26 protein-coding genes are annotated in these 26,852 nt (G+C 66.2%); 7 read left to right on the forward strand and 19 right to left on the reverse strand.

Features of this window, described 5'->3' with window-relative positions; all coding sequences use genetic code 11:
• The first annotated feature begins 138 nt into the window (after positions 1–138).
• The 5 genes from LGM71_RS24005 to LGM71_RS24025 all read left to right on the forward strand — a co-directional run bounded on the left by LGM71_RS24005 (position 139) and on the right by LGM71_RS24025 (position 5,049).
• Positions 139–1,368: a dienelactone hydrolase family protein gene (locus LGM71_RS24005; RefSeq protein WP_226116782.1), complete on the forward strand. Its 1,230-nt coding sequence runs from the start codon at positions 139–141 to the stop codon at positions 1,366–1,368.
• Between the two features lie 67 nt (positions 1,369–1,435).
• Entirely contained in the window at positions 1,436–2,221 is a 786-nt protein-coding gene (locus LGM71_RS24010; protein WP_226116784.1) for an SDR family oxidoreductase, read from the forward strand.
• Between the two features lie 63 nt (positions 2,222–2,284).
• On the forward strand, positions 2,285–3,523 hold the full coding sequence (locus LGM71_RS24015) for a styrene monooxygenase/indole monooxygenase family protein (RefSeq protein WP_175815434.1): 1,239 nt from the start codon (positions 2,285–2,287) through the stop codon (positions 3,521–3,523).
• A gap of 5 nt (positions 3,524–3,528) precedes the next feature.
• Complete coding sequence (locus tag LGM71_RS24020; protein ID WP_226116786.1) at positions 3,529–4,056, forward strand: flavin reductase family protein; 528 nt, start codon at positions 3,529–3,531, stop codon at positions 4,054–4,056.
• A 33-nt stretch (positions 4,057–4,089) separates the two neighbouring features.
• Positions 4,090–5,049, forward strand: a complete 960-nt coding sequence (locus LGM71_RS24025) for a transporter (protein ID WP_226116787.1) — start codon at positions 4,090–4,092, stop codon at positions 5,047–5,049.
• Positions 5,050–5,272: 223 nt separating this feature from the next.
• Here LGM71_RS24025 and LGM71_RS24030 read toward each other — a convergent pair whose 3' ends face one another.
• From LGM71_RS24030 to LGM71_RS24120, 19 genes are all read right to left on the reverse strand, one after another.
• Positions 5,273–6,265, reverse strand: a complete 993-nt coding sequence (locus LGM71_RS24030) for a hypothetical protein (protein WP_226116790.1) — start codon at positions 6,263–6,265, stop codon at positions 5,273–5,275.
• Positions 6,262–6,780, reverse strand: a complete 519-nt coding sequence (locus LGM71_RS24035) for a (2Fe-2S)-binding protein (protein ID WP_226116791.1) — start codon at positions 6,778–6,780, stop codon at positions 6,262–6,264. The genes LGM71_RS24030 and LGM71_RS24035 overlap by 4 nt, the downstream gene beginning before the upstream one ends.
• Positions 6,777–9,425: a xanthine dehydrogenase family protein molybdopterin-binding subunit gene (locus LGM71_RS24040; RefSeq protein ID WP_226116792.1), complete on the reverse strand. Its 2,649-nt coding sequence runs from the start codon at positions 9,423–9,425 to the stop codon at positions 6,777–6,779. Before LGM71_RS24040 ends, LGM71_RS24035 begins: the two co-directional genes overlap by 4 nt.
• Positions 9,426–9,849: 424 nt before the next feature.
• A complete protein-coding gene (locus LGM71_RS24045) occupies positions 9,850–10,101 on the reverse strand; it encodes a hypothetical protein (protein WP_226116793.1) in 252 nt (83 codons plus the stop codon).
• Positions 10,102–10,412: 311 nt separating this feature from the next.
• A complete protein-coding gene (locus tag LGM71_RS24050; RefSeq protein ID WP_124627444.1) occupies positions 10,413–11,387 on the reverse strand; it encodes a type II secretion system F family protein in 975 nt (324 codons plus the stop codon).
• 38 nt (positions 11,388–11,425) lie between these two features.
• Positions 11,426–12,403 (reverse strand): type II secretion system F family protein, encoded by a 978-nt coding sequence (locus LGM71_RS24055; RefSeq protein WP_124627442.1) that lies wholly within the window; start codon positions 12,401–12,403, stop codon positions 11,426–11,428.
• A gap of 33 nt (positions 12,404–12,436) precedes the next feature.
• Positions 12,437–13,804, reverse strand: a complete 1,368-nt coding sequence (locus tag LGM71_RS24060; RefSeq protein WP_226116794.1) for a CpaF family protein — start codon at positions 13,802–13,804, stop codon at positions 12,437–12,439.
• 19 nt (positions 13,805–13,823) lie between these two features.
• Complete coding sequence (locus LGM71_RS24065; RefSeq protein WP_226116795.1) at positions 13,824–15,032, reverse strand: AAA family ATPase; 1,209 nt, start codon at positions 15,030–15,032, stop codon at positions 13,824–13,826.
• Positions 15,033–15,053: 21 nt separating this feature from the next.
• Entirely contained in the window at positions 15,054–15,497 is a 444-nt protein-coding gene (locus LGM71_RS24070; protein ID WP_059599667.1) for a TadE/TadG family type IV pilus assembly protein, read from the reverse strand.
• A complete protein-coding gene (locus LGM71_RS24075) occupies positions 15,494–16,027 on the reverse strand; it encodes a TadE/TadG family type IV pilus assembly protein (protein WP_124627436.1) in 534 nt (177 codons plus the stop codon). The genes LGM71_RS24070 and LGM71_RS24075 overlap by 4 nt, the downstream gene beginning before the upstream one ends.
• A 13-nt stretch (positions 16,028–16,040) precedes the next feature.
• Complete coding sequence (locus LGM71_RS24080; protein ID WP_226116796.1) at positions 16,041–17,312, reverse strand: pilus assembly protein TadG-related protein; 1,272 nt, start codon at positions 17,310–17,312, stop codon at positions 16,041–16,043.
• A 25-nt stretch (positions 17,313–17,337) separates the two neighbouring features.
• Complete coding sequence (locus LGM71_RS24085) at positions 17,338–17,637, reverse strand: hypothetical protein (protein ID WP_059599670.1); 300 nt, start codon at positions 17,635–17,637, stop codon at positions 17,338–17,340.
• Between the two features lie 20 nt (positions 17,638–17,657).
• Positions 17,658–19,619 (reverse strand): type II and III secretion system protein family protein, encoded by a 1,962-nt coding sequence (locus tag LGM71_RS24090; protein ID WP_226116798.1) that lies wholly within the window; start codon positions 19,617–19,619, stop codon positions 17,658–17,660.
• Positions 19,620–19,734: 115 nt separating this feature from the next.
• Positions 19,735–20,580 carry a Flp pilus assembly protein CpaB gene (gene cpaB, locus LGM71_RS24095; protein ID WP_124901871.1) on the reverse strand — a complete coding sequence of 282 codons (846 nt, stop codon included), beginning with the start codon at positions 20,578–20,580 and terminating at the stop codon, positions 19,735–19,737.
• A 35-nt stretch (positions 20,581–20,615) separates the two neighbouring features.
• Complete coding sequence (locus LGM71_RS24100) at positions 20,616–22,016, reverse strand: ATP-binding protein (protein ID WP_124627428.1); 1,401 nt, start codon at positions 22,014–22,016, stop codon at positions 20,616–20,618.
• Between the two features lie 32 nt (positions 22,017–22,048).
• Complete coding sequence (locus LGM71_RS24105; protein ID WP_226116800.1) at positions 22,049–22,588, reverse strand: prepilin peptidase; 540 nt, start codon at positions 22,586–22,588, stop codon at positions 22,049–22,051.
• 31 nt (positions 22,589–22,619) lie between these two features.
• On the reverse strand, positions 22,620–22,826 hold the full coding sequence (locus LGM71_RS24110; RefSeq protein WP_059599675.1) for a Flp family type IVb pilin: 207 nt from the start codon (positions 22,824–22,826) through the stop codon (positions 22,620–22,622).
• A 167-nt stretch (positions 22,827–22,993) separates the two neighbouring features.
• Positions 22,994–23,176 carry a Flp family type IVb pilin gene (locus LGM71_RS24115; RefSeq protein ID WP_059599676.1) on the reverse strand — a complete coding sequence of 61 codons (183 nt, stop codon included), beginning with the start codon at positions 23,174–23,176 and terminating at the stop codon, positions 22,994–22,996.
• 97 nt (positions 23,177–23,273) lie between these two features.
• Entirely contained in the window at positions 23,274–23,501 is a 228-nt protein-coding gene (locus LGM71_RS24120; RefSeq protein WP_151051307.1) for a hypothetical protein, read from the reverse strand.
• 711 nt (positions 23,502–24,212) lie between these two features.
• Here LGM71_RS24120 and LGM71_RS24125 point away from each other — a divergent pair.
• Positions 24,213–25,451 carry a glycosyltransferase family 87 protein gene (locus LGM71_RS24125; protein ID WP_124627571.1) on the forward strand — a complete coding sequence of 413 codons (1,239 nt, stop codon included), beginning with the start codon at positions 24,213–24,215 and terminating at the stop codon, positions 25,449–25,451.
• Positions 25,448–26,827, forward strand: coding sequence for a glycosyltransferase family 87 protein (locus LGM71_RS24130; protein WP_226116802.1), 1,380 nt, complete (start codon positions 25,448–25,450; stop codon positions 26,825–26,827). The genes LGM71_RS24125 and LGM71_RS24130 overlap by 4 nt, the downstream gene beginning before the upstream one ends.
• Positions 26,828–26,852: the final 25 nt, after the last annotated feature.

Consider the following 26,852-nt stretch of genomic DNA (forward strand, 5'->3'; position numbering starts at 1 on the left):
GCGTTCCGGCCCCGGCGCGGCGGGCCGATCCGCAGGTTTCCGGAATTCGCGGATACCGGCCGAAGAAAGCGGATAGAAGCGCGCGTTTCGTCCGCCAATACTGGGCCCATGCCAGTCACGAACAGAACGGAGGGACACATGAAAGGACGACACATCGACATCCCGTCGCCAGACGGCGGGACGTTTCGCGCATACCTGAGCACGCCGGCCGGCGGCACGGGGCCGGGTATCGTGCTGTGTCACGAGATCTTCGGCGCGAACGCGACGATGCGCGACGTGGCCGATTACTACGCCGAGGAAGGCTACACGGTGCTCGTGCCCGACCTGTTCTGGCGCCAGGCGCCCGCCATCGAACTCGGTTACACGGCGGCCGACTTCGAGCGCGCGATGGCGTTGTACCGCGAGTACGACGAAAACAAGGGCGTCGAGGACATCGCCGCCGCGCTGGCCGTGCTGATGCAACGGCCAGAATGCACGGGCCAGGCCGGCGTGCTTGGCTACTGCCTGGGCGGCAAGCTCGCGTATCTCGCCGCGTGCCGGCTGCCGGACGTGGCCGCCGCCGTCAGCTATTACGGCGTGGGGATCGAGCACGCGCTCGACGAAGCCGCGCATCTGCGCGGCCGGCTCGTGCTGCAGATCGCCGCGCAGGACCGCTTCTGCCCGCCCGACGCGCAGCAGCGCATCGCCGCTGCAATGGCCGGCCGCGACGGCGTCGAAGTGTACGTCTACCCGGGTGTCGATCATGCGTTCGCGCGCGTCGGCGGCGATCATTTCGACAAGGCCGCCGCGGTCATGGCGCACCAGCGCGCGATCGCCGCGTTTCGCGCGGCGCTCGGCCCGCACTACGATCTGTCCGCCCTGTGGGAAGAGCACCTCCGGCACGAGTTCGACACGCGCAACGTCGACGCGACGATGGCCACGATGGTCGCGCAGCCTTACGTGAACCATATTCCGACGCTGACGGGCGGCGTGGGCTACGACGAGCTCAAGCGCTTCTACACGCATCACTTCGTGCATGCGAACCCGCCGGACACGACGATCACGCCGATCTCGCGCACGGTCGGCGCGAGCCAGATCGTCGATGAACTGCTGTTCTGCTTCACGCACACGACCGAGATCGACTGGATGCTGCCCGGCGTCGCGCCGACCGGCAAGCGTGTCGAGATTCCGCTCGTCGCGATCGTCAAGTTCCGCGGCGACAAGCTGTATCACGAACACATCTACTGGGACCAGGCGAGCGTGCTCGTGCAGATCGGCCTGCTCGACGCGACCGGGCTGCCCGTTGCCGGTGTCGAAACGGCGCGCAAGCTGCTCGACGAAACCGTGCCGTCGAACAGGCTGATGCAGCGCTGGCACGACAGCGCGTGATCGACGGATACGCATGCGGCGCGCGCAACGCGCGCCGCCTTCACTCAATCATTCCAGGAGACACACCATGACTGCCCTTGCTGGCAAAGTCGCGATCGTCACCGGCGGCGCCACGCTGATCGGCGCCGCCGTCGCGCAGGACCTCGGGCGCGCCGGCGCGTGCGTCGCGATCCTCGATCTCGATGCGGAAAACGGCGCGCGCGTCGCCGACACGCTCGGCGAACGCGGGATGTTCATCGCGACCGACATCACCGACGACCGCGCGATCGACCGAGCGGTGTCGGCGGTCGCCGAACGCTTCGGCGCGATCGACCTGCTGATCAACCTGGCCTGCAGCTACGTCGACAACGGGATCCAGGCCACGCGCAACGACTGGCTGGCGGCGATGGACGTCAACGTCGTGTCGGCCGCGATGCTGGTCAAGGCCGTTCATCCGTTCCTGAAGCGGCGCGGCGGCGCGATCGTCAACTTCAGTTCCATCTCCGCGCAATGCGCACAGACCGGCCGCTGGCTCTATCCGACCTCGAAGGCCGCGATGCGCCAGCTCACGCGCAGCATGGCGATGGATCTCGCCGGCGACCGGATTCGCGTCAACTCGGTGTCGCCGGGATGGACGTGGTCTCGCGTGATGGACGAGCTCACGCACGGCGACCGCGCGAAGACCGATCGCGTGGCCGCGCCGTTTCATCTGCTTGGGCGCGTGGGCGATCCGTCGGAAGTCGCGCAGGTCGTCACGTTCCTGTGCAGCGACGCGGCGAGCTTCGTGACGGGCGCCGACTACGCGGTGGACGGCGGCTACTCCGCGATGGGTCCCGAGCAGGCGGCGCCGGCGATTCCGCGGCTGGCCGAATAACCGGCAGCCGCTTCTCCCGCCCATACTTCGCCTCATGCAATTCGTTCTACCAAGGATTTCATCATGAAACGCATCGCTATCGTCGGCGCCGGCCAGGCCGGCCTGCAACTCGCCTTCACGCTGCTCGACCAGGGCTATCACGTCACGCTCGCGACCAACCGCGACGCGGAACAGATCCGCGCCGGCAAGGTCATGTCGAGCCAGTGCATGTTCCATACCGCACTGCAGATCGAACGCGATCTCGGCCTGAACACCTGGGAAGAAGCGTGCCCGACCGTCGAAGGCATCGGCATCGCGGTGCCGCATCCGGAAGGCAACGGCCGCAAGGCGATCGACTGGTCGTCGCGGCTGACCCGCTACGCACAATCGGTCGACCAGCGCGTGAAGATGGCCGACTGGCTCGACGCGATCCGGCGCCGCGGCGCGGACGTGCGCATCTGCGACGTCGGCGTGCCGGAACTCGAGGACCTCGCGCTCAGCCACGATCTCGTGCTGCTCGCGGCCGGAAAGGGCGAAATCGTGCACCTGCTGGGCCGCGACGACGCACGCAGCGCATTCGAGCGCCCGCAACGCGCGCTTGCGCTCACCTACGTGAAAGGCATGACGCCGAGCCAGCCGTATTCGCGCGTGCGCTTCAACCTCCTGCCCGGCATCGGCGAATACTTCGTTTTTCCCGCACTGACGACGACGGGCCCGTGCGAAATCATGGTGTTCGAAGGAATCCCCGGCGGCCCGCTCGACTGCTGGGCCGACGTCAAGACGCCCGAGCAGCATCTCGACCGCAGCCTGTCGTTCCTGCAGCAATATGTGCCGTGGGAATTCGAGCGCTGCCGCGACGTCGAGCTCACCGATCCGAACGGCACGCTGTCCGGCCGCTTCACGCCGACCGTGCGCAAGCCGTTCTTTCGCCTGCCGTCTGGCCGGACCGTATTCGGCATGGCCGATGCGGTGGTCGTCAACGATCCGATCACCGGCCAGGGTTCGAACAATGCGGCGAAATGCGCGAAGGTATACGGCGACGCCATCCTCGCACGCGAAGGCCAGCCGTTCGACGAAGGCTGGATGCACGACACGTTCGAACGCTACTGGTCCTATGCGCAGCACGTCGTGCGCTGGACCAACTCGCTGCTCACCCCCCCGCCACCGCACATCCTCGAACTGCTCGGTGCCGCTGGCCAGTTGCCGTCGCTGGCCGCGACGCTCGTCAATGGCTTCGACGATCCGCGCCAGTTCGCGCCGTGGTGGTTCGAACCGTCGGCCTGTGCGGCGCTGATCCGCGAACACGCCGCACGTTCGGAGTAAGCGACATGGACACCACCGCGACCTGCATTTCGGGCCTCGACCCGCAGCAACTGCGCGCCGCGTTCGGGCAGTTTCCGACCGGCGTCACCGTGATCACGACGCGTTCGCCGGACGGGCGCAAGGTCGGCCTCACCGCCAATTCGTTCTCGTCCCTGTCGCTCGACCCGCCGCTCGTGCTGTGGAGCCTGCGCAAGGTCGCGCCGAGCCGCCCGGACTTCGTCGCGGCCACGCACTTCGCGATCAATATCCTCGCGCACGACCAAATCGAGCTGTCGCGTCGTTTCGCGACACCGAGCGCCGACAAGTTCGACGGCGTGTCGCACGTGGAGGCCGATGCGGGCGGCGTACCCTGTCTCGACGGCGCGAGCGCGCGTTTCGTGTGCCGCAACGTGGGCCATTACGAAGGCGGCGACCATCTGCTGTTCATCGGACAGATCGAGCAGTTCGATGCGTTCGGAAAGGCGCCGCTCGTGTTCCATGCGGGCCAGTATCGCGCGATCTCCGCACATCCCGATCTTTCTCGCGTCGTTTGATTAGTTATACAAATAAATATTCAGGAGGTGGTGATGATGAAATGCGGCTCTCGCCTGCTTGCGATCGCAGGTCTCGGGTTAGTCAGCCTGACCGGCCCCGCGCCGGCGCATGCGACCGACCTGCCGTCGGTCAACCTGGGGATGACCAGCTTCCTCGACGGGATGCCGCCTGCCGGCTCCGGCTGGTACGGCACGCAGTATCTGACGTACTACACCGCTGGACGCGTCAACGACAACGCCGGCAACAAGGTCGGGCTGCCGAAGCAGGACATCGACCTGTTCGCGGGCCTGAGCCAGCTCGTCTACCAGTCGCCGCTGACGTTCGGCGGCATGCATCCGGGGCTCGACGTGATCCTGCCGTGGGTGGCCTCCGTGCATACGAACGACGGAATTGGCAACGTCGCGCTGAATTCGCGTGCCGGATTCGGCGACCTGCTGGTCGGACCGTTCATCCAGTTTGATCCGGTGATGGGCGCGCAGGGGCCGCGCTTCGCGCAGCGGCTGGAGTTCCAGTTCATTGCGCCAACCGGTGCATACGATCCGACGCGCGCGATCAATCCGGGCAGCCATTTCTGGTCGTTCGATCCGTACTGGGCCGCGACGTTCTGGATCACGCCGAAGTGGACCGTGTCGTGGCGTCTGCACTATTTGTGGAATGCGACCAATCACGAGCCGGCGACCGCGCTCGGGCCGGACGTGACGTCGACGCAGGCCGGCCAGGCCGTTCATGCGAACTTTGCGACCGAGTATGAAGTGCGGCCCGGGCTGCGGCTGGGTCTCAATGGCTACTGGCTGCGCCAGACCACCGACATGAAGGTGAACGGTCAGGACGTGTCCGGCACGCGGGAAGCCGTGCTGGCGATCGGACCCGGTGCAATGTACAGCTTCTCGCCCCAGGATCACCTGATGTTCAACGCGTACTTCGAAGTCCATGCCCGTAACCGGCCGCAGGGTTCGCGGATGGTGCTGCGGTACGTGCATCACTTTCAGTAGGCGAAACGCCGACGCGTGACGCCACACCGCGGGTACGTATGACGGATGGCAACTTCTACTACCCCGGTTTCTCTCGCGCATCGCTCATCGGCCGGCGCATCACATGACCGTGGCTCCACCGGCCGAGGCGATCCGCGCGTATCGTCATGGGCGAGCCCGGCAAGGCCGCGGATGCGGCGCGCGAGAGGCGCCGTGGCGGTCCGGCGCGTAACCCGCGCGCAACCTATTTGGCCGCCTGCGCCGCCGGCGTGAAACTGCACTTCGGATCGTCCTTGCCGCGCGCCGAACAGCATTCGAGCAGGTCGCTCACCGACTTCGCGTTCGCCGCATTCCATTCATACAGGCTCTTGTTGTTGTCGATCGGCATCCAGTGCGTCATCGGATACCGGCTCGCACGCGCGTTGCTTCCCTTCGGCGGCGGCAGCAAACCGGCCGCGAGCGGCACGTAGATCTTGCAGCTGTTCTGATCGCCGATCCGGTGACAGCCGATGCAGGTATTGCCCGGCGTGCTGATCGCGTGCGACGTCCACGACGCGAAGTCGGCGCCGAGATTCACGTACTTGCCCCACGGATCGGTCGGCACCTTGCTCCAGACCTGGCCGATCCACGGGCTGTACATGACCGGGCTCGCGTCGTGACACGACACGCAGCGCTTCGTCGCGGTCGCGGCCGGCTTCCACCAGAACTCCGCCGCGGACGGATGGCCGGGCGGCGGCGTCGTCTCGTTCGGCGGCGGCACGCGCGCCGCGTTCATGCCGGCGGTGCCGCCCTGCTCCGCATGAAACCAGCAGGTCTTGCCGTTGCCCGCATGATGCAGCACGATGTCGACTTCGTCGTAATACGGGCTCCGATTCGCACGGATCTGCTTGCGGCGGCAAAACGCCGAGATCTGCGTGTCGCCGTGCGAGAGGTCGAGGATCTTCGAATACGGTGTGCACTGTCCGGATGTCGGCGCGTCATAGGGCAACAGCGCCGGGCGATCGCACGTCATGTGTGCTGCGTAGCGCACGGGCACGCGGCCGTTGACGGTGATCGGCACATCGGTGCCGTCATTGCAGTCGAACGCGGGAATCTCGCCGATCTCGTCGGTGCACCGCTGCGCATACTCGTGCAGCGACGTATCGCCGTTTGCCGCCGCGAGCGCAACCGGCACGCCCGGTGCAACCTGTGCGGCCAGCATCGTCGCCAGCGCGACGACGCAGTTTCTCATCGTCATGCCGCCCCCTTCGTGTAGCGTATCGCCACCTTGCGAATGGCCTCGATGTACTTCACATAACCGGTACAACGACAGATGTTGCCGCCCACCCAGGTTTCGATCATTGCGTCCAGATCGCGCTCGTGCACCGGCTGCGCGCGCAGATGATCGAGCATCGCGGTCGCGGCCATCAGGAAACCCGACGCGCAGTAGCCGCACTGGAACGCGAACGACTCGAGAAAACTCTGCTGCAGCGGCGACAGCGCGCCACGCTGCGCGAGCCCCTCGATCGTGTACACGTGCATGTCCGCCATCGCGCTGACCGGGGTCGAGCACGACAGTGTCTTTTCCATCGGCGCATCGGGCGCATTGCGCACGCCGACCGTGCACGCGCGGCACACGCCGATGCCGCAGCACAGCTTGGTGCCCGTCAGGTCCTGCCGCTCGTGCAGGAAGTCGATGAGGTTCATGTCCGCGTCGGCCGCGTCCGCTTCGACGGGCTTGCCGTTGATGATCATCCGGACCGGATTGCTCATTGCAGTGCCTCCCGAATCTTCTCCGGCGTCACGGGCGTCACCCGGAACCGCCGCCCCGTCGCCATCGCGAGCGCATTGAGCAGCGCCGGCGCGATCGGACACATCACCGCTTCCGCGATGCCGCGTGCATTCGCGGGATCGCCGCCGGGCGGCGGTAAGGCGATCAGCTCCTGCACGGGGATGTCCGGCAGCCGCGTGACCTCGTAGCGATCCAGATTCCATCGGCCGCCGCCCGGCCCGTCCGGCCCCAGCGGACACGTTTCGGTCAGCACGTTGCCGATACCCATCGCGACCGCGCCCTGTGACTGCCCTTCGACGAGCTCCGGCGACAACTGCCGGCCGACGCTCACTGCCGTCACCACGCGTTCGACCTTCACGCGCCCGGTCACCGAATCGACGGACACCGCAACGAGCGTCGCCGACGGCGCATAGGTCGTGCGCCCGTAAAGTGTCGTGTTGATCTGCGGCGGCTGCAGCACGCGCTTCAACGGCGTCAGGTGATACGGATCGAGGCCGACCGCCACGTAGTCGTAGTCGATCTGCGCACTGCCGGACGCGAACGGATAGGTTCCCTTCCAGAAATACCCGGCATAACTCGCATGCACGGCTGCGGTCGTCTGCAGGCCGAGCTTCCTGATCGTGCCGAGCAGCGTCGCCCACGGAATCGGTGCGAGGCCGTTCGCGGCGAGTGCGCGATCGGTCCAGTGCACGTCCTCCGCACGCACGGGTACGCCCCACCATGCGCGCGCGGCCGGCAGCACGCTCTGCAGAAACAGCACCTGCGCGGCGCCCTTGACCGCGTGGTACTGATGAAATGCACCGAGACAGGCGCTCGACGAGCCGTACGTGTAGCACACGTACTTGCTGTCGTCAGGCGGACTGCTCGAACGCTGCAACCCGAGCGAGTTGAACGGTCCGATCTCGCTCATCGCAATCGTTTGCGCGTTTTGCCCGAGAAACTCGGCCGGCGCGAGACCGAGCGTCGTGGCCGCGCCGTTGCCCATGTCGGTATACGGCGTGACCACGCGCAGGTTGCCGTCGGGCAGGATCTGCACCATGCCGAACATGCCGTCGCCGGAGGTGCCGTACGCTTCGTTCGCCATCGCGAGGCCGACACCGTAGCGGAGGCTGCGCGCGCTGCGCTCGGCACGAATCTGCTCACGCTCGAGCCATAACGGATGACGTTCGAGCCGGTCGAGCAGCGCGTCCAGCTGCAGGTCGAACAGGATCGGCGCGCCCGTGATCGCGCGGCCCTTGCCGAGAGCGGGCGCCTTGCCGAGCAGATTGGCGCGCCGGATCTCGAACGGCGACATCCCTAGCCGGCGTGCAGCCTCGTCCATCAGCGTCTCGATCGCCATGAACGCCTGCGGCCCGCCGAAGCCGCGCTGCGAACCGCCGAAGACTTCCCGCGTGTAGGTCGACGCGGCCTGCGCGCGTGCCCGCGGAATCTCGTAGCAGCTCATCGCGCTCAACGCGGCAAGCTGCGCGACGTACGGCGACAGGTTCTTCTTCCCGCCGCCGTTCATCAGGAAATCGCAGGTGATCGCTTCGAGCTTGCCGCGGCGGTCGAACCACAGCGATTCGGAGAACTGCGTCTCGCAGCGTTTCAGGCCAACCTGGAATTGCTCGTAGCGTGACTGCTGCCAACGCAGCGCGCCCTTCGCGAACGGCGCGGCAAGGGCCAGATACAACGGGAAATAGGACTTGTCGCGTCCGCCGAAACCACCGCCCGGGTAGCACGCGATGACCTGGGCCTCCTTGACCGGGACGTTGCTGCCGTCGAACAGCGCACACGCACCGATCGCATCGTCGTTCGCGGACTGCGTGCCGAGAACGAGGCTGATCTTCGAGGCGGACGCGTCGTACCATGCGAGTCCCGCTTCGGGCTCCATGAACATCGGATCCATCGCCGGCGTCTCGAACCCGTCATCGCCCGTCGCCCGAATGCCGATCCACGTGCCGGCGGCCGCGTGGTGGGCAATCGTCGCATCGATGTTGGCGACCGCCGCCTCGCGTTCCTCCAGATACTTCGCGGTCGGCTTGCCGGTGCTGTCGGCCTCGTAGTTGTCGACGTAGTTGAACCGCCGTGCGTCGTCGCGCACGTAGACGGTCACGGGCGAATACGGCACGACCGGTGCGGCCTGGCCGGTGCCGACCGGCGCGCCGTAGCGGATCACGCCGCGATTGAAATCGAGCAGCTTCCTCGCGCGACGATAGATATCGAAGTTCTCGAAGATCAACAGCGCGGCCGGTTGCCCGTAGCAGTCCGCCGGATAACCCACTCGCGCGAGCCAGTAGATGTCCTGGTTCGCGATCGGATCGGGCCGCGGTGCAAGATTGATCTTGCGCGCGCTCAGCAACGCGTTGTCGACAATGGCGATCGGCTGCAGTTCGTGCGGCAGCACGCCGAGATCGTAGCCCTGGTACACCGCGTCGACCCGGTCGCAGCGCAGCGCATAAAGCCAGTTCTCCTGCTGCGGCCAGCCGACGAAGTCGCGGGACTTGAAGTCGCGCGCGTAGATCTTCTGGCCCATTACCTTCGGCACGCCATCGATGCGCCAGCGCGCCTTTCCGGGCACCGGTGCCCAGCTCGGGCCGTCCGCATCGGCCTGCGTCTCGCCTGCGGCGAGTACGAGTGCCGGCAAATGCGTAACCGAAACGGCGACAACGGCGCCGCTGCCGGCGAGCTTCAGAAAAGTCCGGCGTGTCACTGGCACACGGATGGCCATGCTGCGTCCCTCGTTCGAATTGTTATGTCGGTCGTCGAGTGCGCGACGTGCGTCGCCACGCCGGCCGCGAGCGGCCCGATACGCGTGTGCGTCGGTGCACAGGATGTCGGTGAGAAAGCGGTGTTCCGGGCGCGGTTGCGCGCGCCGGCTGTCAGTAATCGGGAGGGAGACGACGCGCGCCGTAGCCCGGCGGCATCGCGGGTTCGGTCCACGCGGGTGGGCGCCTGCTCGATGAAGCGTCAGGCGGCGTGCATCGCGCTGCGTGTTCGTTCATGATTCCCCCGGCCCCGATCGTGCTTGACTGGCCTGTTGCCCGTATCGTCGGGCAGCCGCTTCAATTTCAGGCGTTGTGTTCGTTCTTTCCGCGACGCGGGGCGATCGTCCCGTTCGCAGCTCCATTCAAGCCTGATTTTGAATAATCGTAGGAATTCGAATCGACGATTTCAAGGAGATTTTCGGGCACGATGACGCGCGCATCGGCAGCGGCATCTGTCGATACGTGCCGCGTCGTTGGCGCATGCCACCTCTGGCGGCCCGAGGGCGCTGCGGCCGCGCGGCGACTGCCTGCGCCGGCCGGCAATTCGGTAAACAATCGCTCGCGTTATCGACACGGATGGATTCAGCCGTGCCGATCGGAACTGTCGGATCGGCTTGCAGTCCGGCCGGCGCGCCGCCGCGACTGCGTTCGAGGTTAGTCGTAGGGGGCCACCCGCGCGGGCAGTGGACTACGGCTGTCTCCATGGTCGACCATGGGTCCGGGTTGCATTGACGCCGCTATGATCGACCTGTCTCGCGGCGCCGCCCGGGGGGAGAAGGAGCCTCCCATGAAGACGGTGACCGTGCCGGCCGGCAATGCCCGGTCGGCACGTACATCCGGTTCGCGCGGCAGTCCCGCGCCGCTGCTTACTGCCCGATACTGGTGAAGGTCGGCAGCAGCACGCGATACACATGAATCATCGCCGGCCCGAGCAATACGCACATCAGCGCCGGGAAGATGCAGAAGATCAGCGGGAACAGCAGCTTCAGCGCGATCTTCGCGGCGCGCTCCTCGGCGCGCATCCGCCGCCGCGTGCGCAGCATGTCGGACAACACGCGCAGCGATTCGGCGATGCTGGTGCCGAAGCGATCGGCCTGGATCAGCATCGCGCAGAACGATTCGATATCCTCGACGCCGGTCCGCAGTGCCAGATTGCGCAGCGCGGTTTCCTTCGTGAACCCGGAACGCATCTCGAGCAGCAGCAAGTCGAGTTCACCCGCGACCACTTCGCTGCGAAAGCGCAGTTCCTCGCTCACCCGCATCAGCGCCGCGTCGAGCCCGAGCCCTGCTTCGACGCAGACGGTCATCAAGTCGAGCGCATCCGGAAAGTCCTCGAAAATCACTCGCTGACGCGTCGCGATCCGCCGCCTGAGGATCACGTTCGGCACGTAGTAGCCGATCCCGGCGAGCGCGACGAGGATGAACGACAGCAGCATGCGTTGACCCGCGAGCCGGGTCGTGGCGAGCGCCAGCAGCGCGACGCCCGGCAGCGCCAGCGCGAGTACCGTCTTCGCCGCGAAGTAAAGCGCGCCCGCGTTCGGATCGCGCCAGCCGGCGTTCATCAGCCGGATCCGCAGCGGTGAATTCTCCCAGCCCTCCTGCGGCACCGACAGCCGGGAAATCGGTTGCGACAGCTCGACGAGCTTCGCGACCCAGCGCGATGGCTGCCCGCCGCCATCGCCGGCGCCGGCGCCGATGCCTACACTTGCTCCGCTCGCCTGCTGGATCCGGCGCTCCATGTTGCGCGGCGCAAACAGCAGCATCGCGACCAGCACGCCGCCGGCGACGAAGATGAACAAGCCGGCCAGCATCACGGTATGTACTACGCTCAGGTTTTGCATGACAGCCTCGAATCGGTTCGTGAAGCCTGAGACACGCGTCAGACGCGAATCCGGATGATGCGTCGGATCCACAGCATGCCGAATGCCATCGACCCCAGCATCACTCCGACCATCTTGATGCCGGCCGGATCCTGCCAGAGCACCGACAGAAACTCCCGGTTCAACACCGCCATCATGCCCGCCGTGCCGAATGGCAGCAGCCCGAGGATCCAGGCCGATAGCCGCCCTTCCGCCGACAGCACGCGGACCTTGTCGAACAGCTTGAAGCGCTCGCGAACCAGCGATGCGATGCTGTCGAGCAGCTCGGCCAGGTTGCCACCGGTCTCGCGCTGGATCAGCACCGCGATCACGAAGTAGCGCAGGTCATGGGCCGGCACGCGTGTCGCGAGGTTCACCAGCGCATCGTGCAGCGATACGCCGTAATTGATCTCGTCGAACGTGATCCGGAATTCACCGCCCATCGGATCGGGAAACTCCTCGCCGACCATCCCGAGCGCGCTCGTAAAGGAGTGGCCGGAGCGCAGCGCGCGCGCGATCATGTCGCAGACATCCGGCAGTTGGCGCTCGAGCTTGAGCATCCGCCGGTTGCGATGCCGCATCACGTACATTGCCGGCATGCAGGCGGTCAGCAGCGCAATCGGCAACATGGCGATCAGGGGCAACGGAGTGAACAGCAGGACGAGCATCGCCGTCACCGGCAACACCGCGGTGTACACGACGAGCTTCGCCACCGTCCAGTCGAGCCCCGATTGCTGCAGCAGCAAATCCACCGACTGCACGCGCGGCATACGCATCAACAGCCGGTCGAACGGTTTCGATTCGTCGAGCATCCGCTTCTTGAGAATCGACAGCCGCTCCTGCTGCACGCTGCCGCCGGCCGACATCGCGCGCAGGCGCGACTCGATCCGGCGTGCCGCGGCACCGTGGCGTGAGTTCCACCATTGATAGACACCTTCGATCGCGAGCACCACCGCGACGAAGGTGAGAATCACAAAACCATAGAATATCGAGTCCATGAGACCTCCCCGGAATCAGACGACGGCGCGTCGTCACTTCGTCTCGTAACGCTGCGCCGGGTCGTACAGTGAATCCGGCAGGTTGATGCCGAACGACTGCAGCCGCTCGGCGAACTTCGGCCGCACGCCGGTCGCGCAGAAGTGTCCGCGCACCGTCCCGTCGCGATCCATGCCGGTGCGCTTGAACGTGAAGATCTCCTGCATGTTGATGATGTCGCCTTCCATCCCGGTCAGCTCCTGGATGCTGACGATCTTGCGCTTGCCGTCGGTAAGCCGCGTCGCCTGGACCACCACCGAAATCGCCGACGCGATCTGCTGGCGCATCGTCTTCGGCGGCAGCGTCAGGCCGCCGACGCTGATCATGTTTTCGAGCCGCGTGAGCGCGTCGCGCGGCGTGTTTGCGTGGATCGTCGCGAGCGAGCCTTCGTGGCCGGTGTTCATCGCGTTGAGCATGTCGAGCGCTTCCGCGCCGCGCACTTCGCCGAGAATGATCCGGTCCGGCCGCATCCGCAGCGCGTTGCGCACGAGCGTGCGCTGCGTGATCTCGCCCTTGCCCTCGATGTTCGGCGGCCGCGTTTCGAGCCGCAGCACGTGCGGCTGCTGCAGTTGCAGCTCCGCCGCATCCTCGATCGTCACGATCCGCTCCGATCGCGGGATGAAGCCCGACAGGATGTTGAGCAGCGTCGTCTTGCCGCTGCCGGTCCCCCCCGACACGAGCACGTTCACTTTCGCCTTGGCCAGCGCATCGAGCAGCTCCGCCATCGGCGGCGTGAGGCTCTGGTAGCTCACGAGGTCGTCCATCTTCAGCGGGTTGACCGCGAAACGCCGGATCGACATCAGCGGCCCGTCGATCGCCGACGGTGGAATGATCGCGTTCACGCGCGAGCCGTCCGGCAAACGCGCATCGACCATCGGGGTCGATTCGTCGATGCGCCGCCCGACCCGCGACACGATCTTCTCGATCACCTTCATCAGGTGCGCGTCGTCGTAGAACGTCACGTCGGTCAGCTCGAGCTGGCCGGCGCGCTCGACATAGACCTGCCGGTACGTGTTCACGAGGATGTCGGAGATCCCGGGGTCGCGCAGCAGCGCCTCCAGCGGGCCGAAGCCGAACATTTCGTCGTACACGTCGATCACGAGCTGGCGCCGCTCGATGTCGTTCGCGAGCAGGCGCTCCTCGTCGAGGATGCGCGAGATCAGCGCCGAGATTTCCTGCCGCACCTGTTCCTGCGGCAGGCGTGACAGACGCTCCAGCTCGACCCGTTCAAGAACCGCCGCGTGAATTTCACGGCGCAGCCTCTGGTACGCGTCGCGTACCGACGAATGCGTCGCACCCGCCGGATCGGTGCTCGTCGCCTGGGGCTGCGTCCGGTACAAGGACATCTGTTCGCGCAATGACATGATGGTTTCCCCGAAAGATTCACATGGACTTGAGCTTCGGCGTGGCCTTGCGGCCGAACAGCCGGGACATCAACGGTTCGCTGCTGGACGCGTCGTGCCTGGTGCGCACGTCCCCTTCGACGATCTGCTTCGCACAGGCCTGTAACGCACGCGTAACCGCTGCGCTGCGTGCGACGCGCGAGACCGGATGCCCCAGGTCGAGCGCTTCGCGCACGGTATCGGCGTCGTCGGGTATCGTGCTGCTGGCATGCAGGCCGAGCACTTCCTCGAGCGCGGTGCGGGACCGTTCGCCCGCGCGTGTCATCCGGTTCACCACCAGCCGCATCTGGTCGGTCGGGTAGCCGAGCGACACGAGAATTTCGAGCAGCCGGCGGCCCGCGCGCACGTGCGGCATCGCGGGCTGCAGCACGAGCTGGATCTGGTCGCTGCGATCCAGCGCGATCATCGACAGCGGATTGATGCTCACGCCGATGTCGAAGATCACGAAGTCGTAGCGCGGCGCCGCGACGCCGAGGATCCATTCGAGCGCATCCTCGCGCATCTCCGCGGCCTTGACCGGGTCGCCCGCGCCCGCCAGCACGTGGAAGGTCGGCGTCACGTGCGCGACGCTCGCGTCGAGAAACGCGCCGTCGAGTCGCTCGATCTGCGCGCACAGCTGCGGCAGCGTCGACGGCGGCGTCTCGTCGCTGACGAGGAACGCGGCATCCGCGAACTGCTGGTTCAGATCGACCAGGAGCACGCGGCGCTTATATCCTTCAGCGATCTCGTACGCGACGTTGCTCGCGGCGAAGCTCGTGCCCGCGCCGCCCTTGCACGACATGAACGACACGAAGCGCGTATCTTCGGTGTCGCGTCGCGTGCTTTGCGCGGCGGCACGCTCGAGCGCACGGGCCAGCGCCGCGGGGTCGATCGGCCACTGCAGCACGTCGCGCGCGCCGGCGCGCATCGCGTCCAGCAGCACGTTCGGCGCCGCGTCGGCCGTCACCAGGATGCAGGTCAGGCCCGGGTGCAGCCGGCAGATGCGCTCGAGCGCCGACAGCTCGGTCGCATCGGTCGTCGCGCCGTCGATCAGCAGGATGTCGAATGAATCGAGTCCGTCCGTTCGATTCTCGATCTGCGACGATCGTCCATGCGCGCGTGTCACGCGATAGTGTCCGCTGTCGGTGACCAGGCGCGCGATCTGCGTGAGCCGGGCGGTATCGTCGGCAGCTACGAGGATATTGATCATGACTGTGCCTCGTCGGTTCGATTATTGACAGGCGGTGCCGCCCGTGGATGAATTCAGGCTTTCACGCGACAGCGTCGTGGTGAACGGCGGCATCGTGATCGAGACGCTCGCGAGCGGAATCATCGTCTTGACCGTGAAGTTGGTCATGCTGACGGTCACGAACGAGCAGGAGCTCACGTCGCAGCCCGACGGCGTGTAGCTCACCGACACGTTCGCACTCGACACCATCGGCATCAGCGACTTCACGCGCTTCACGACGCCGGCGGCGTTCACGTCGCAGACGATCGCCGTGCGTGCGCCGAGCCGGATCGCCTCGGCCGCCGTGTTCCAGTAAAACAGCACGCGCCCGAATTCGAAGACGCCGATCAGCAGCATCATCAGGATCGATGCGATCAGCGCGAATTCGACGATCGTCGCGCCGCGTTGGGCGCGACGGCGCGACGGCAGACAGGAGCGCGGGTTCATGACACTTGCCTCATCACGGTGACGATGTTGCCGAAAGTGATCGACGACAGCCCCGGGTAGGCCGGAATCGGCTGGTACTTATAGCCCTTCACCTTCACCTCGACGACGTTGATGCTGCCGGTCGCCGTGCCGCTTGCCGCGTTGTTGGTCGCGTCGTAGGTCGGCAGGTTCGCGAACTGCGGTGGATCGGACGCGTCGGCGCAATCGCTCGAATGCGCGGCGTCGCACACGATCACCATCGATGTCGTGAGCCCCGGCACCAGCTCGGTGCCGGCAGACCCGCAGGTCGTGTTGCCGTAGACGACCAGGCACTGCGCCGCCGCGAGCGGATACGCGCTGTCGGCCGGCAGATAGACCGACAGGTAGCGCGCCGCGTCGCGCGTCGCCTTGGTGAGGGTCTCGTACTGATAGATCGCGCGGCCGAACTCGGCCACACCGGTCGCGAGCACGATCATCGGCATCAGCACGAGCGCGAACTCGACCGCGGCGACACCGCGCATGCGCGACCGGCGAATCGGGAGCCTTTTCATGATCGCGTCTCCTCTATTGAACGAGCATCGGCACTTTGAGGCCGACCGAGCTGCCGCTGCCCGGCAAACCGTGCGTCGCGCAAGGCGTGCTGCCGGATGACGCCGAGCCGAGGTATTCGAGATGCGCGACGACCCCGCCGGCGCCCGGGCTGAACGGCAGCGGATCCAGCATCAGCACGCAGTCCCACTGCGTGACGGTCAGCTGGTTGCTTGCGCCCTGCAGCGTCGAGCAGTCGCCCTCGGGGGCGAGCGCGACCCGGCGGTCGCCGCCGAACATCTGATAGTTGCTTGCCGTGGCGGTTCCGTTGGTCGCGATGCCGCTGCCGGCGGGCGGTGCACCGTCGCCCTGGTAGGACTTGAAGCTCGCGCGATCGAGCACAAACTGCTTGTACGCGTCGCCGACGATGCCCGCGGTTCCCGGCGGCCCGTAGTTGGGGCCGACGTACGCGTAGCCGGTGAAGTCCGGCTGGCCGCTCGAGCCGTTGGCGCCGTTCGTATAGATGCCGAAGCGGGTATTCCAGGCGCGCAGCGACGCGGACTTCAGGCCCGTCGAACCGAGGGTGGGCGGCGACGTGATGTTGCAGGTATTGCCGGACAGTTCGCTGGCGATCGTCGTTTCGTTCGTCGAACCGTCGAGCGCGGCCCAGCCGAAGTTGCCGGGCCCGTACGTCGACGACGAGCCGGAAGGCGACGAGATCCAGTCACCGACCTTGTACGGCGCGGTGGACGCCGCGCGGCACACGAACACCGGGATCGCACAGGTGGTCTGCCCGGCGCCCACCGTCGCGATCGCGCTCGCCGAGACCTGCGCCGCGTTCGCGACCTGCACACCGGGAATCGTGTTGAGCACCTCGATGAACCAGTGCGCGATGTTGGTCAGCTGCGCCGTGCACTTCACGTACTTGATGTTCGCCGGCGTGGCGACCGCCGTCTTCGTCAGGAACGGATTGGTCAGCGAATCGCTGAACGTGACGTTCGAATCCGTCTGCATCTGCACCGCGTTCTGCTGAAAGAAGGCGAAATTCGAGTGGCCGGCGGCGATGCCGTCCGCTTCCGCGACCTGCAGGCTGATGGCCGACGTGAGGTCGCGCGCAGCGGACAGCGCGCATGAGTCGGCGCTGTTCTGAAGTTCGCTGCGCGTGACGTACAGCTTGCCGAGGTCCAGCGCGAGACCGACGAATCCGATCATCACCGCCAGCGCGAGACCGACGATGATCGCGACGGCGCCTTGCTGGCGATGCAACCCTCGACGCGTGAGTTTCGGATGACGAGCTGCGCTGGACATGGCGTTCTCCCTGAGCGTGCCTGTGTTATTGGCCCGACGACTTGCCGATCCCGATCACGAATGCATTGGCTTTCGGCTCGGGCTGCCTGAACGACTTGTCGTAGTTGTCGAGCGCGGCCGCGGCGGCGCTGCCGTCGACCCCCGGGCGCGAGGCCGCGTGTTCGGCGGCATGCGGATCGATGATCTGGGCTTGCGTGACGGCGCGGACCGAGTCGCCGAAGCGACTGTCCCACACCGGCGTCGACGACATGCAGCCGGCAAGCGCGAACGCGAGCGGGACGGCGAGCGCCGCACGGCGCACGAATACGAGGTAGGCGGATTTCATGAGCTTCCCCTTGGATGGCTTCAACGATCGGTGGACGCGGGTTCCGCATTCGCCCGCGCGATCTGCGCGTGGGCGGCGGCCGGCAGACTGTTCTTCGAATGCGGCGCGGGTTTGGCCGGCGTGTCGGAGCCAGCCGCCGCGAGACGCGCGGCAGCGGCTTCGATGCGCGCGATCCGTGCCGCGCTGGCCGCATCGGCCTGCGGTTGCGGTTTCGGCTGCGACTGCGCGGCATGCGCCGGCTCGGCGTTCACCGCTCCTGCCGCGGCGGCAGCTGCAGCCGCCGGCTTCTCAGGCTGCGCCGGCACCGGTGCCGGTGTGTCGGCGGGCTGCGGCGCACGCGGAGCGGGCAGCGCGGCGGCCGGTGCGGCCGGTGCAGCCGATTGCGGCGCGGGAGCAGGTGCCGGCGTCTGCGGTGCATCCATCGCGCCGTTCGCCGGTTGCGCGCCCGCCTTGCGGACACCCTTGCGCCCTTCCATGTTGCCGGTTGCATACACGTCGGCTTCGTTGGGCTTCGAGAAGCTGTCGGTCGGCAGCGGCAGGTCGGCGGTCTGCAGCGGCCTCACCAGGTGCGGCGTGATCACGAAGATCAGCTCGGTGCGGTCCTGCTGGAACGACGTGCTGCGGAACAGCGCGCCGAGCACCGGTACCTCGCCGACGCCGGGAATCGCCTTCAGCGCGCCGCTCGCGTTGTCCTTGATCAGCCCGCCGATCGCGAACGATTCGCCGTCGCCCATCTGGACCGTCGTCGACGCGCGCCGTGTCGTGATCAGCGGCAGGATCGAGGTGCCGCCGATGTTGGTCGCGCTCAGCGTGACGCCCGTCTGCGACAGCTCCGACACCTCCGGCGCAACCTTCAGGCTGATCCGGCCGTTCCCGAGCACCGTCGGCGTGAACTTCAGCGCGACACCGAACTCCTCTTCCTGCAGCGTGATCGACGACGTGCCCGTCCCGCTGCTCTGCGGCACCGGGATGAAGATCTTGCCGCCGGCAAGGAATGTCGCCTCCTGGCCGCTGATCGTCACGAGGTTCGGCTCCGCGAGGATCTTGACGAGGTTGTCGGTGTTCTGCGCATCGGCCGCGATGCTGAACGGCTTGTTGTTCGCCTTGTTGAAGATCCCGGCGCTCGCGACACCCGCGAGCAGGTTGCTGACGAGCGCGCCGCTCCACGAGCCGAATCCGCCCTGGATGTTGAATGCGCTGCCCATCTGGTTGATCAGCGTCTTCGACACTTCGGCGACCTTCACCTCGAGCATCACCTGCTGCGGCGACGTGACGGCCAGCATGTTCAGCACGCCGGCCCCCTTGCCGCCGCCGTCACCGGCGCTGTCGCCGTACGCATGAGCGATCTGCACCGCCTGCTGCGCGGCCAGCGAGTTCGACACCGTGCCGGCCAGCACGATCGTGCCGGCGGCGGTCGATACGTGAATGTCGCGCTCGCTCGGCATCAGCTGCATCAGCGACGCCTGCAGGCCCCCGGCGTCCGCGCCGACCGCCACGTCGATCACGCGGCATGCACCGCTGCGACCCTGCACGATCATGTTGGTCGTGCCGACCGACAGCCCGAGGATGTACAGCGTCTGCGGCGACACCATCGTCGCCTGCGCGACGGCCGGGTTGCCGATGGTCCGGTTGCGGACCGGCTCCGGCATCGGCACCAGCAGCGACTTGCCGAGCGGCACGCTGACGCTGGTCGACTCGCGCACCGCGCCCACGCAATTCGGTCCGCGCAGCGGGCCCGACGATGCGGCAGCCGCGGCGGCAGGCGCCGGCGCCATGCTGATCGTCATCTGCATCGGCCCCTTGGCGACGGCAGCCGGCGCGCTCGCGCCGCCCTTCATCAGCGCAGCCGATTCCGCGCCTTCCTGGGCCAGCGCGCTGTACACCGTCAGCCACCCCGTACACAGGATCGCGGCCATCATCGTGCCCCGTGCGATACGCGTGCGCACCGGGCCGGTACCTGAATATTGCGGATTGATCTTCATTTCGTCTGATCCCCCGAGTGACCGGCGAGCGGCCGGTTGTCGACTTCCAAGGCCGCCGTGCCCTGACGGCGGCCGATCTGGTTAATCTGTTTATCTGGATGTGTGTTCTACGGTTTCAAAAGCATTCGACACTGCCCCGTACCCCGGTCAGCACGCCTACACAATCGTGCCGTGCGTCCGGTGCCGCGTGCGACGCTACGTGCACGCGCACGGTCCGTACGCGTTCGTGTACCGGTGCGGGCGTCGCGTCGGGTACCGGAGCCTTGCCGAGCAGCGTCAGCTTGGTCGCGCCATCGGTCGTCAGCGTCTTCTGGTCGACCTGGTTGCGCAGCACGAGCGACAGCGTGCCGACGCTGCGCGCGAGGTCGAGGCGTTCGGCCTGATCGGGCGTGACTTCGAGCGTCACCGCGTTGACGACCTTCGGTGCGGTGTCGTCGCGGCTGACCTGCTGCGCGACGGCCAGCACCAGGATGTGCTCGAGCACGATCTTGGAGATGCTCTGCCCGTCGGTCTTGCCCTGCTGTTCCTGCGTGTTGACGATCACGTCGACGTAGTTGCCCGGCAGCGCGAAGCCCGCGACGCCCACCACGTCGTTCACCCGCACGGTGATCGCACGGCTGCCGTCGGCGATCACGGCGGACAACCCGCCCTTCGTGCCGACCGGCGCGAGTTTCGACTCGATCACCGGTTCGCCGCGTGCGAGGCTCGTGCGCACGACGCGCCCTTCGAGTTCCTTCGTGTCGGTGAACGCGCCGGTTGGCACGCTGCCCGACGGCCAGCTCACCATGCGGATCTGGTTCGGCCCGAGCGGCTCGCCCAGGTTCAGGTCGGTGGTCGCCACCGCGACCGACGTGACCGAACTGCTGGATGTATTCATCAACCAGCGGGACGCGAACACGACCGCGGCAAGGCCCGCGACCATCGCGACGATCAGCATCATGAGCGCTCGACTGTTTTTCATGGCAATGCTCCTCAACGAATCGTGAAAGAAACGGCTCAACCGGTTATGTACGTGTGACCGCCGTGCTCGGCAGGCGGCAGATATCCGCCGTCGCGCTCGGGCGCAGTGCCGAAATAACTGGCCCATGCGTCATGCAGCGCGTCGTGCGTCACCTCGAGCGGATCGCCGCGATACCGCGCGCCGGCGGCGACGAGGCGCAGCAGATCCATCGGGAAGCATGCGAGATATGCCTTGCCGGTCGGCAGGTGCAGCCGGTGCAGCAGATAGTCGAAGGCGTCCTGACTCGACACCAGTCCGAGCGACTCGCATGCGGCGTCGAACACCGCGCGGTAGTGGTCGATCGACAGCGCGCCGACGTGAAGCTTGGAACCGAGCCGGCGCAGGAATGCGTCGTCGGCGAACTGTTCCGGCGCCAGGTTGCTCGAGAACACCGGCCAGACGTCGAACGGCAGCACGAATCGATTGCCGGATTCGAGCGTCAGGAAATCCACGCCTCGATCGAGCGGACGCAGCCAGCGGTTGAGCAGGTCGCGCGGCTCGACACGCTGGCGGCCGAGATCGTCGATGATGTACATGCCCATGTTCGCCTTCATGTGCGGCGGCGCCTGGTAGAAGCCCGCCGCGTCATCGCGGCGCAGGTCGAGTTCGTCAAGCGTCAACTCGCCGCCGGACATCACGACCGGCCGCTCGCACAGGCGCCAGCGGCGATCGACCGACTGGCCCTCCGTTTGCAACGGCGCGTCGACATGCACGAGCGGATCGTGGATCTGGATGACTTCCCCGGCCGCATAGATCGCATACGGCACCGGTACGTGGCCGCCCATCAACGCGCCGAGCCGCTCGGCGAGGAAGGTCTTGCCGCTGCCGGCGGGGCCGTAGATCAGCAACGGACGGCCGGAGTTCAGCGCGGCCGCCGCCGAGTCGAGTACCGACGTGTCCATCACGATGCCTTCGAATACGGCCCACACGTCGTTCTGAGCCACGTGCAGCTTGCGCACCGAATGGGTGGACACGCAGTCGAGATACGCGTCGAGCGTCACCGGCGCGGGCCCGCTGTACGTGCTGCGCGCACACTCCTCGAGTGCGGCCACGCGGCCCGCGTCGGTCAGGCGGAACGTCACGTCGAGATCCGTCTTGCCGCGATGGGTGAGTTCGACCAGATGCTCGCGCACCAGGAACGCGAAGACGTCGTCGAGCACCGCGAGCGGCAGGCAGTGGCGCTCGATGAGGTCGCCGTAGGACGGACGGCCGAGCACCAGCGTCGACTTCAGCACGAGCCCTGCGACGAACGCCTGGCTCAGTCCGGTTTCCTCGAGCGAGCGCGGCGCGGCAGGCAACTGCGTGCCCGGCTTCGCATGCGCCTCCCGCAACGGCGACGGATGCGGCAGGTGTGCAACCTGCGCGTCGCGCTTCGGTTCGGTGGGGATCGTGTTCATGTGCGTTTCATCCTCGTTGCGGGTTCGTCGCGCTAGACGCACGAAGCGAACAGCATGCCCAGCGTGCCGGCGGCAATTGCCACGCCATACGGCAACGCGCCGACCGACGCAACTTCGATGGGGCCGTCGGTTGCCCCTGCATACGCGCGGATCGAGCGATGCGCGATCAGCGCCCGGACGTTCGCGCACATCTGGCGCATGCGCCCGCGCAGCAGCACAAGGCCGATCGCGCCGATCCCGCCGGCCACAAACGTGGCCAGCACGATGTAGAACGCCATCTGTGCGCCGACCCATGCGCCGATCGCCAGCATCAGCTTCACGTCGCCTGCAGCCATTCCGCGCATCAGATAGAACGGCAGCAGCATGCCGAAGCCGGTCGCCGCGCCGGCAAGCCACGCGAGTGCGCCCGCCTGGACCCCGTGCAGCGCGCACTGGGCGATCAGCGCACCGGCCAGCCCGATCGCGACGAGCCGGTTCGGGATGCGTCGGCTCGTAATGTCCGTGCTGGCCGCGACGACGACGAGCAGCGTCACGCACAACGGAACCGGGTGAGGCAGTGCGGCAGGCAACATGGCGAACCTCGATTGGCTGTAATAGTCGGAATCACTGACCCAGTGCGGTATTGACCGCCGCGGTCACGATTGCCGCGATCATGTTGTACGCGTCTTGAACCGAACCCTTCAGGGTAACCACGCTTCCCAGCACGATGGTGGCGAACACTGCCGCGATCAGCGCGTACTCGATCGACGTCACCCCCTGCTCGTCGCCGATCCATCGCGATACCGCTACCGCACGTCCGCTGGTCCGCATGACAGCCTCCGATTCGGTTGATCGAGAGAGCGGGGAGACTCGCGCAGTGCACCGGCCGAGTCATCCGCCGTTCGCTCCGTTCGACATCTGTTGGTTGAGTGTCCGGCCCTGCACGAGTGACGGGATGGCGACGAACGGGCCGGACCCACCGTTCGCCGCCCCGCCATTCAGATCGCTGCGTTGAGATCGTCTGCAATCGTGTTGAAGACGGTCTTGAGGTCGTTTCCGACCAACGTCAGCGCTGCAACGAGGCCGACTGCGATAAGTGCGGCAATCAGGCCGTATTCGATGGCCGTCACGCCTTGTTCGTCTTGAACGAAACCGCGGATCTTCGTGATGAACGTGGACATGGCTACTCTCCTTTCGCACTACTATAAAAACCCGTTGTCGGGGATCGACGCGGGGAGCGGGTACTGCCGGAACAACTCAAGGATTCGGATGCTGCGCTCAGCGACGCACACGGCAGGGTACGAGCCTGGCCGGGCGAACGATTGTCGGTGAGCTGATGCGTGCGATATGCATGCGCGCTGCGATCTGGCGAATGGCGCGATCGAGCAGAACGGCGAAATAACCGTCCCGGGCATGAATACGGATTGAACGGATGACGCTGACGCGTCGATTCCACTGCGGGTCTTCTTCGCGGCATGCGAGCCGCGACGTGCTCTGGTCTTTCATTTTTATTCCCCAAATGCTGTCATGTGATTCTTTTTGCGCGGACGATGCCGTCGCCTATTCGCCCGGTCGACGTTTCCGGCGGTTTTCAAGGCCTGGGCGGCGTATTCCCCGACGCGCCCTCGATCCGTTGCTTTCCGCAGGTGATTGAGTCCGGTCTTGTCAGCCTGTTGCTTCAACCGGTCGTTCATCACGTCGTCGACTGTCGTGCGGACCTTGACGCAAAGAGCAGGCCAGCCGGAGGGAAAACGAGGCGCAGCAAGGGTTCCATCGATTCATCCGTCGATCGGGTTTCGGCGCGCCGCACAAAATGTTTCAGATTTGATATACGCGTGCCGGCCGGCGCCGCGTGCCGGCAGGGCGCCGTCGTGCTGTGCAAGGGCCCCAAAAAATTTTCTCGGGATTTTCCCGAATCCGGGTCGCGCGTCGCCCGACGTGCATTCCGCACACCGCGGGACCGGTGAAAAACACGGAATGTTTCAAGCGAGAAACATCATTTGCGCCGGTACGGATTTCTCAGACGTGAAAAGCCGCTTTTGAGCCATGTCGCCGTCGAATCGCCATTTCGCGATTCAGCCCGCGGTTTGCGTCACACGATTTTTTCTCCAACAATGCACTCACCGGACAGCGCCATCGAACGCGATTCGATCCGGACACACGACAACACAAAATGGCTGCGCAAGACCAGGCAGCCTTCACTGCAAACGGGGCATCATGTACACAGCCAATCGTGGAGTGCGCTATCGCGCCAAACGCTGTGCTCAATGGCTGACAGCTGACCGGATCGTTCCGTACAGCTGCGTCATGCTGCTGCTTTGCGTGGCCTTTCTGATCACCTGGGGCGTCGTTACGGACACCTTCACGTCACAGACGACTGCCCGACCGGGTGTCGACTTCTCCGTCTTCTGGACCGCGTCGCAGCTCGTGCTGCAAGGCCATGCCGCAGCGACCTATGATCCGGTCTTCTTCTCCCATGCCGAGGTAGCGCGGTTCGGTTCCTATATCGGTCACCAATCGCTGCCCTGGCTCTATCCGCCGACGATGCTGCTGTTCATCGCGCCGGTTGCCCTCGTGCCTTTCCTGCCCGCGTATTTCCTCTTTTTTGCGGGCAGCCTTTTATGCTATGCGTATGCCGTCCTGCGACTGTCGGGCCTGCGTGCGCACCTGCCCGTTCCGCGCGCCGCCGCGCTCGCCGTGCTTGCCTATTCGGGCGTGTTCGCGTGCGTCCTGTACGGGCAGAACAGCATCCTGACCGCCGGCATCGCCGCACTCGCGCTGCATTTCCTCGGCCGACGCCCGGTCGTCGCCGGCATGCTGATCGGGTTGCTCGCCATCAAGCCGCAGATGGCACTGGTGTTTCCGTTCGTGCTGATCGCGACGCGCTCGTGGCGAACCTTCATGTCGGCAGCGATCACGACCACGCTGTTCACGGTGGCCGGCATCGCGCTGACCGGCACGGGCTCCCTGAACGGCCTGGCCCATGCGATGTCGATCGTGCGCGGCATGCATTTCACCCTGCCGGCCTACTGGTTCGTTTCCCCAACGCCGTTCGCGGCGCTCCGCCTCGCGGGTGCATCGATTCCGGTCTCGCTTGCCGCACAAGCCGCCGTGGGGCTGCTCGCAATCGCCGCCGCCGTTCAAGTCTGGCGTCGCACGAACGACATGCGGCTGCGCGGCGCGGCGCTGGCGGTCGCCACACTGTTGTCGACACCCTATCTGTGGCATTACGAGCTGGCCTGGCTCGGCATCGCGGTGTTCTGCCTGATCGCCCACGGTCTCGACGAAGGCTGGCTGCCGGGAGATCAGATCGTGATCGTGCTCGCGTGGCTGCTGCCGATATTCGAGGTGTTCAACCGGATCACGAGGCTGCCGCAGATCGGCCCGGTCGTGCTGCTCGCCGTCCTGTTCGTCGTCGTGCGTCGCTCGACCCTCGCGTCGCGGAATGCGCAATGAAATCGCCGCTCTCCCTTCTGCATGTCGATTCGGCCATCGACGCCCATCCGGAACTGCCGATCGCCGGCCCGCGCCGGTTCCCGCATTGGCTCAATCGTGATCGGGTGCGCCTCTATGCGGCAGCGGTACTGTTCACCGAGTTGCTGTTCATCTGCATCTATCTCGCACGCGTGCATGGGTCGCATACGTCCGTGCCCGAACCGCTCGCGCAGGATCTCGCGCCGATCTGGAGCGCCGCACGGCTCGCCGCGCTCGGGCACGCGGTGGACGCATGGCAGTTCTCCTCGCTCTTCGCGATCGAGAAACTCGCGATCCCGATGATGAATGCCGCGGACGGCTCGCTGCCGTGGCTTTATCCGCCGACCATGCTGCTGTTGGTGCTGCCGCTCGGCTGGATGCCTTACCTGCTCGCGCTGGTGCTGTGGCTCGGTGTTACCTACACGCTGTTCGTGGTGACGATCCGCGCCACCGTGCAGCGCGATGCCGCACTGCTCTGCGCGCTCGCGTTCCCCGGCGCATTCCTCACGGTGATCGTCGGGCAGACGAGCCTGCTGACCGCGACGCTCGCCGGCGTCGGACTGTTGACGCTGAATCGCCGCCCCGTTGTCGCCGGCATCTGCTTCGGTTTGCTGACGATGAAACCGCAGATGGCGGTCCTGTTCCCGCTCGCGCTGCTTTGCGCCGGACAATGGCGCGCACTGGCCGCATGGGCCGCGACGATCGCCGTCGGCGTCGTACTGACGACGCTTGCGTTCGGGATCGAGTCGTGGATCGCATTCGTGCACGGCATCAACGACGCGTATCAGACGGTCGACGCGGGCCACGTCAAGCTCGCGCGCATGCCGACCGTGTTCGCGCTCGCCACCCTCGCCGGCTGGCCCGCCTATGTCGCGCGCGGTCTGCAGCTGCTGTCGGCCGCGGCCGCCGCGATCGCCGTCGTATACGCGTGGCGTGGCGCGTGTTCGTACGCGCTGCGCGCCGCCACGCTCGCCTGCGCATGCCTGATCGTCAGCCCGTACCTGTACGACTACGACCTGACCTGGTACGGGCTCGTGATCGCGTGGTATGCGCGCTATGCGTGGACGCACGGCTGGCGACGCTTCGATCGCGAATGGCTGATGCTGATGTGGGCGACGCCGCTCGCCGGTCTCGCGATCGTCACGCATCTGTCGTTCCAGTTCATGCCGCTCGTCACGCTTGCGTCGCTGGCGCTGCTCGTCAGCCGGATTGCACAGGAAAGACACGACGTGCCGTCGATGCCCGACGCACACGACAACTCGACCGAGACCGGGTTCCCGCATCCGGTCCGCTCACACCACCGCCCGGCGCACGGACTGCGCCGCGCCGGCCGCCCCACCTTCGGTGCCGGCCGCTGATACGCACGTCTTACAGGGGAACTCA

This window comes from Burkholderia sp. AU33545, assembly GCF_020419685.1.
In the GTDB taxonomy this organism is placed as follows: Bacteria; Pseudomonadota; Gammaproteobacteria; order Burkholderiales; family Burkholderiaceae; genus Burkholderia; species Burkholderia diffusa.

What these genes read in the sequence shown, in the direction of transcription:
- LGM71_RS24055 (WP_124627442.1), bottom strand. Translation starts at nt 12,403, where the DNA reads ATGGACTCGATATTCTATGGTTTTGTGATTCTCACCTTCGTCGCGGTG.
- LGM71_RS24120 (WP_151051307.1), bottom strand. Translation starts at nt 23,501, where the DNA reads ATGAAAGACCAGAGCACGTCGCGGCTCGCATGCCGCGAAGAAGACCCG.
- LGM71_RS24030 (WP_226116790.1), bottom strand. Translation starts at nt 6,265, where the DNA reads ATGACGATGAGAAACTGCGTCGTCGCGCTGGCGACGATGCTGGCCGCA.
- LGM71_RS24020 (WP_226116786.1), top strand. Translation starts at nt 3,529, where the DNA reads ATGGACACCACCGCGACCTGCATTTCGGGCCTCGACCCGCAGCAACTG.
- LGM71_RS24085 (WP_059599670.1), bottom strand. Translation starts at nt 17,637, where the DNA reads ATGAAATCCGCCTACCTCGTATTCGTGCGCCGTGCGGCGCTCGCCGTC.
- LGM71_RS24100 (WP_124627428.1), bottom strand. Translation starts at nt 22,016, where the DNA reads ATGAACACGATCCCCACCGAACCGAAGCGCGACGCGCAGGTTGCACAC.
- LGM71_RS24115 (WP_059599676.1), bottom strand. Translation starts at nt 23,176, where the DNA reads ATGTCCACGTTCATCACGAAGATCCGCGGTTTCGTTCAAGACGAACAA.
- LGM71_RS24130 (WP_226116802.1), top strand. Translation starts at nt 25,448, where the DNA reads ATGAAATCGCCGCTCTCCCTTCTGCATGTCGATTCGGCCATCGACGCC.
- LGM71_RS24005 (WP_226116782.1), top strand. Translation starts at nt 139, where the DNA reads ATGAAAGGACGACACATCGACATCCCGTCGCCAGACGGCGGGACGTTT.
- LGM71_RS24090 (WP_226116798.1), bottom strand. Translation starts at nt 19,619, where the DNA reads ATGAAGATCAATCCGCAATATTCAGGTACCGGCCCGGTGCGCACGCGT.
- LGM71_RS24070 (WP_059599667.1), bottom strand. Translation starts at nt 15,497, where the DNA reads ATGAACCCGCGCTCCTGTCTGCCGTCGCGCCGTCGCGCCCAACGCGGC.
- LGM71_RS24050 (WP_124627444.1), bottom strand. Translation starts at nt 11,387, where the DNA reads ATGCAAAACCTGAGCGTAGTACATACCGTGATGCTGGCCGGCTTGTTC.
- LGM71_RS24110 (WP_059599675.1), bottom strand. Translation starts at nt 22,826, where the DNA reads ATGCGGACCAGCGGACGTGCGGTAGCGGTATCGCGATGGATCGGCGAC.
- LGM71_RS24025 (WP_226116787.1), top strand. Translation starts at nt 4,090, where the DNA reads ATGATGAAATGCGGCTCTCGCCTGCTTGCGATCGCAGGTCTCGGGTTA.
- LGM71_RS24065 (WP_226116795.1), bottom strand. Translation starts at nt 15,032, where the DNA reads ATGATCAATATCCTCGTAGCTGCCGACGATACCGCCCGGCTCACGCAG.
- LGM71_RS24015 (WP_175815434.1), top strand. Translation starts at nt 2,285, where the DNA reads ATGAAACGCATCGCTATCGTCGGCGCCGGCCAGGCCGGCCTGCAACTC.
- LGM71_RS24060 (WP_226116794.1), bottom strand. Translation starts at nt 13,804, where the DNA reads ATGTCATTGCGCGAACAGATGTCCTTGTACCGGACGCAGCCCCAGGCG.
- LGM71_RS24035 (WP_226116791.1), bottom strand. Translation starts at nt 6,780, where the DNA reads ATGAGCAATCCGGTCCGGATGATCATCAACGGCAAGCCCGTCGAAGCG.
- LGM71_RS24080 (WP_226116796.1), bottom strand. Translation starts at nt 17,312, where the DNA reads ATGTCCAGCGCAGCTCGTCATCCGAAACTCACGCGTCGAGGGTTGCAT.
- LGM71_RS24105 (WP_226116800.1), bottom strand. Translation starts at nt 22,588, where the DNA reads ATGTTGCCTGCCGCACTGCCTCACCCGGTTCCGTTGTGCGTGACGCTG.
- LGM71_RS24075 (WP_124627436.1), bottom strand. Translation starts at nt 16,027, where the DNA reads ATGAAAAGGCTCCCGATTCGCCGGTCGCGCATGCGCGGTGTCGCCGCG.
- LGM71_RS24125 (WP_124627571.1), top strand. Translation starts at nt 24,213, where the DNA reads ATGTACACAGCCAATCGTGGAGTGCGCTATCGCGCCAAACGCTGTGCT.
- cpaB (WP_124901871.1), bottom strand. Translation starts at nt 20,580, where the DNA reads ATGAAAAACAGTCGAGCGCTCATGATGCTGATCGTCGCGATGGTCGCG.
- LGM71_RS24010 (WP_226116784.1), top strand. Translation starts at nt 1,436, where the DNA reads ATGACTGCCCTTGCTGGCAAAGTCGCGATCGTCACCGGCGGCGCCACG.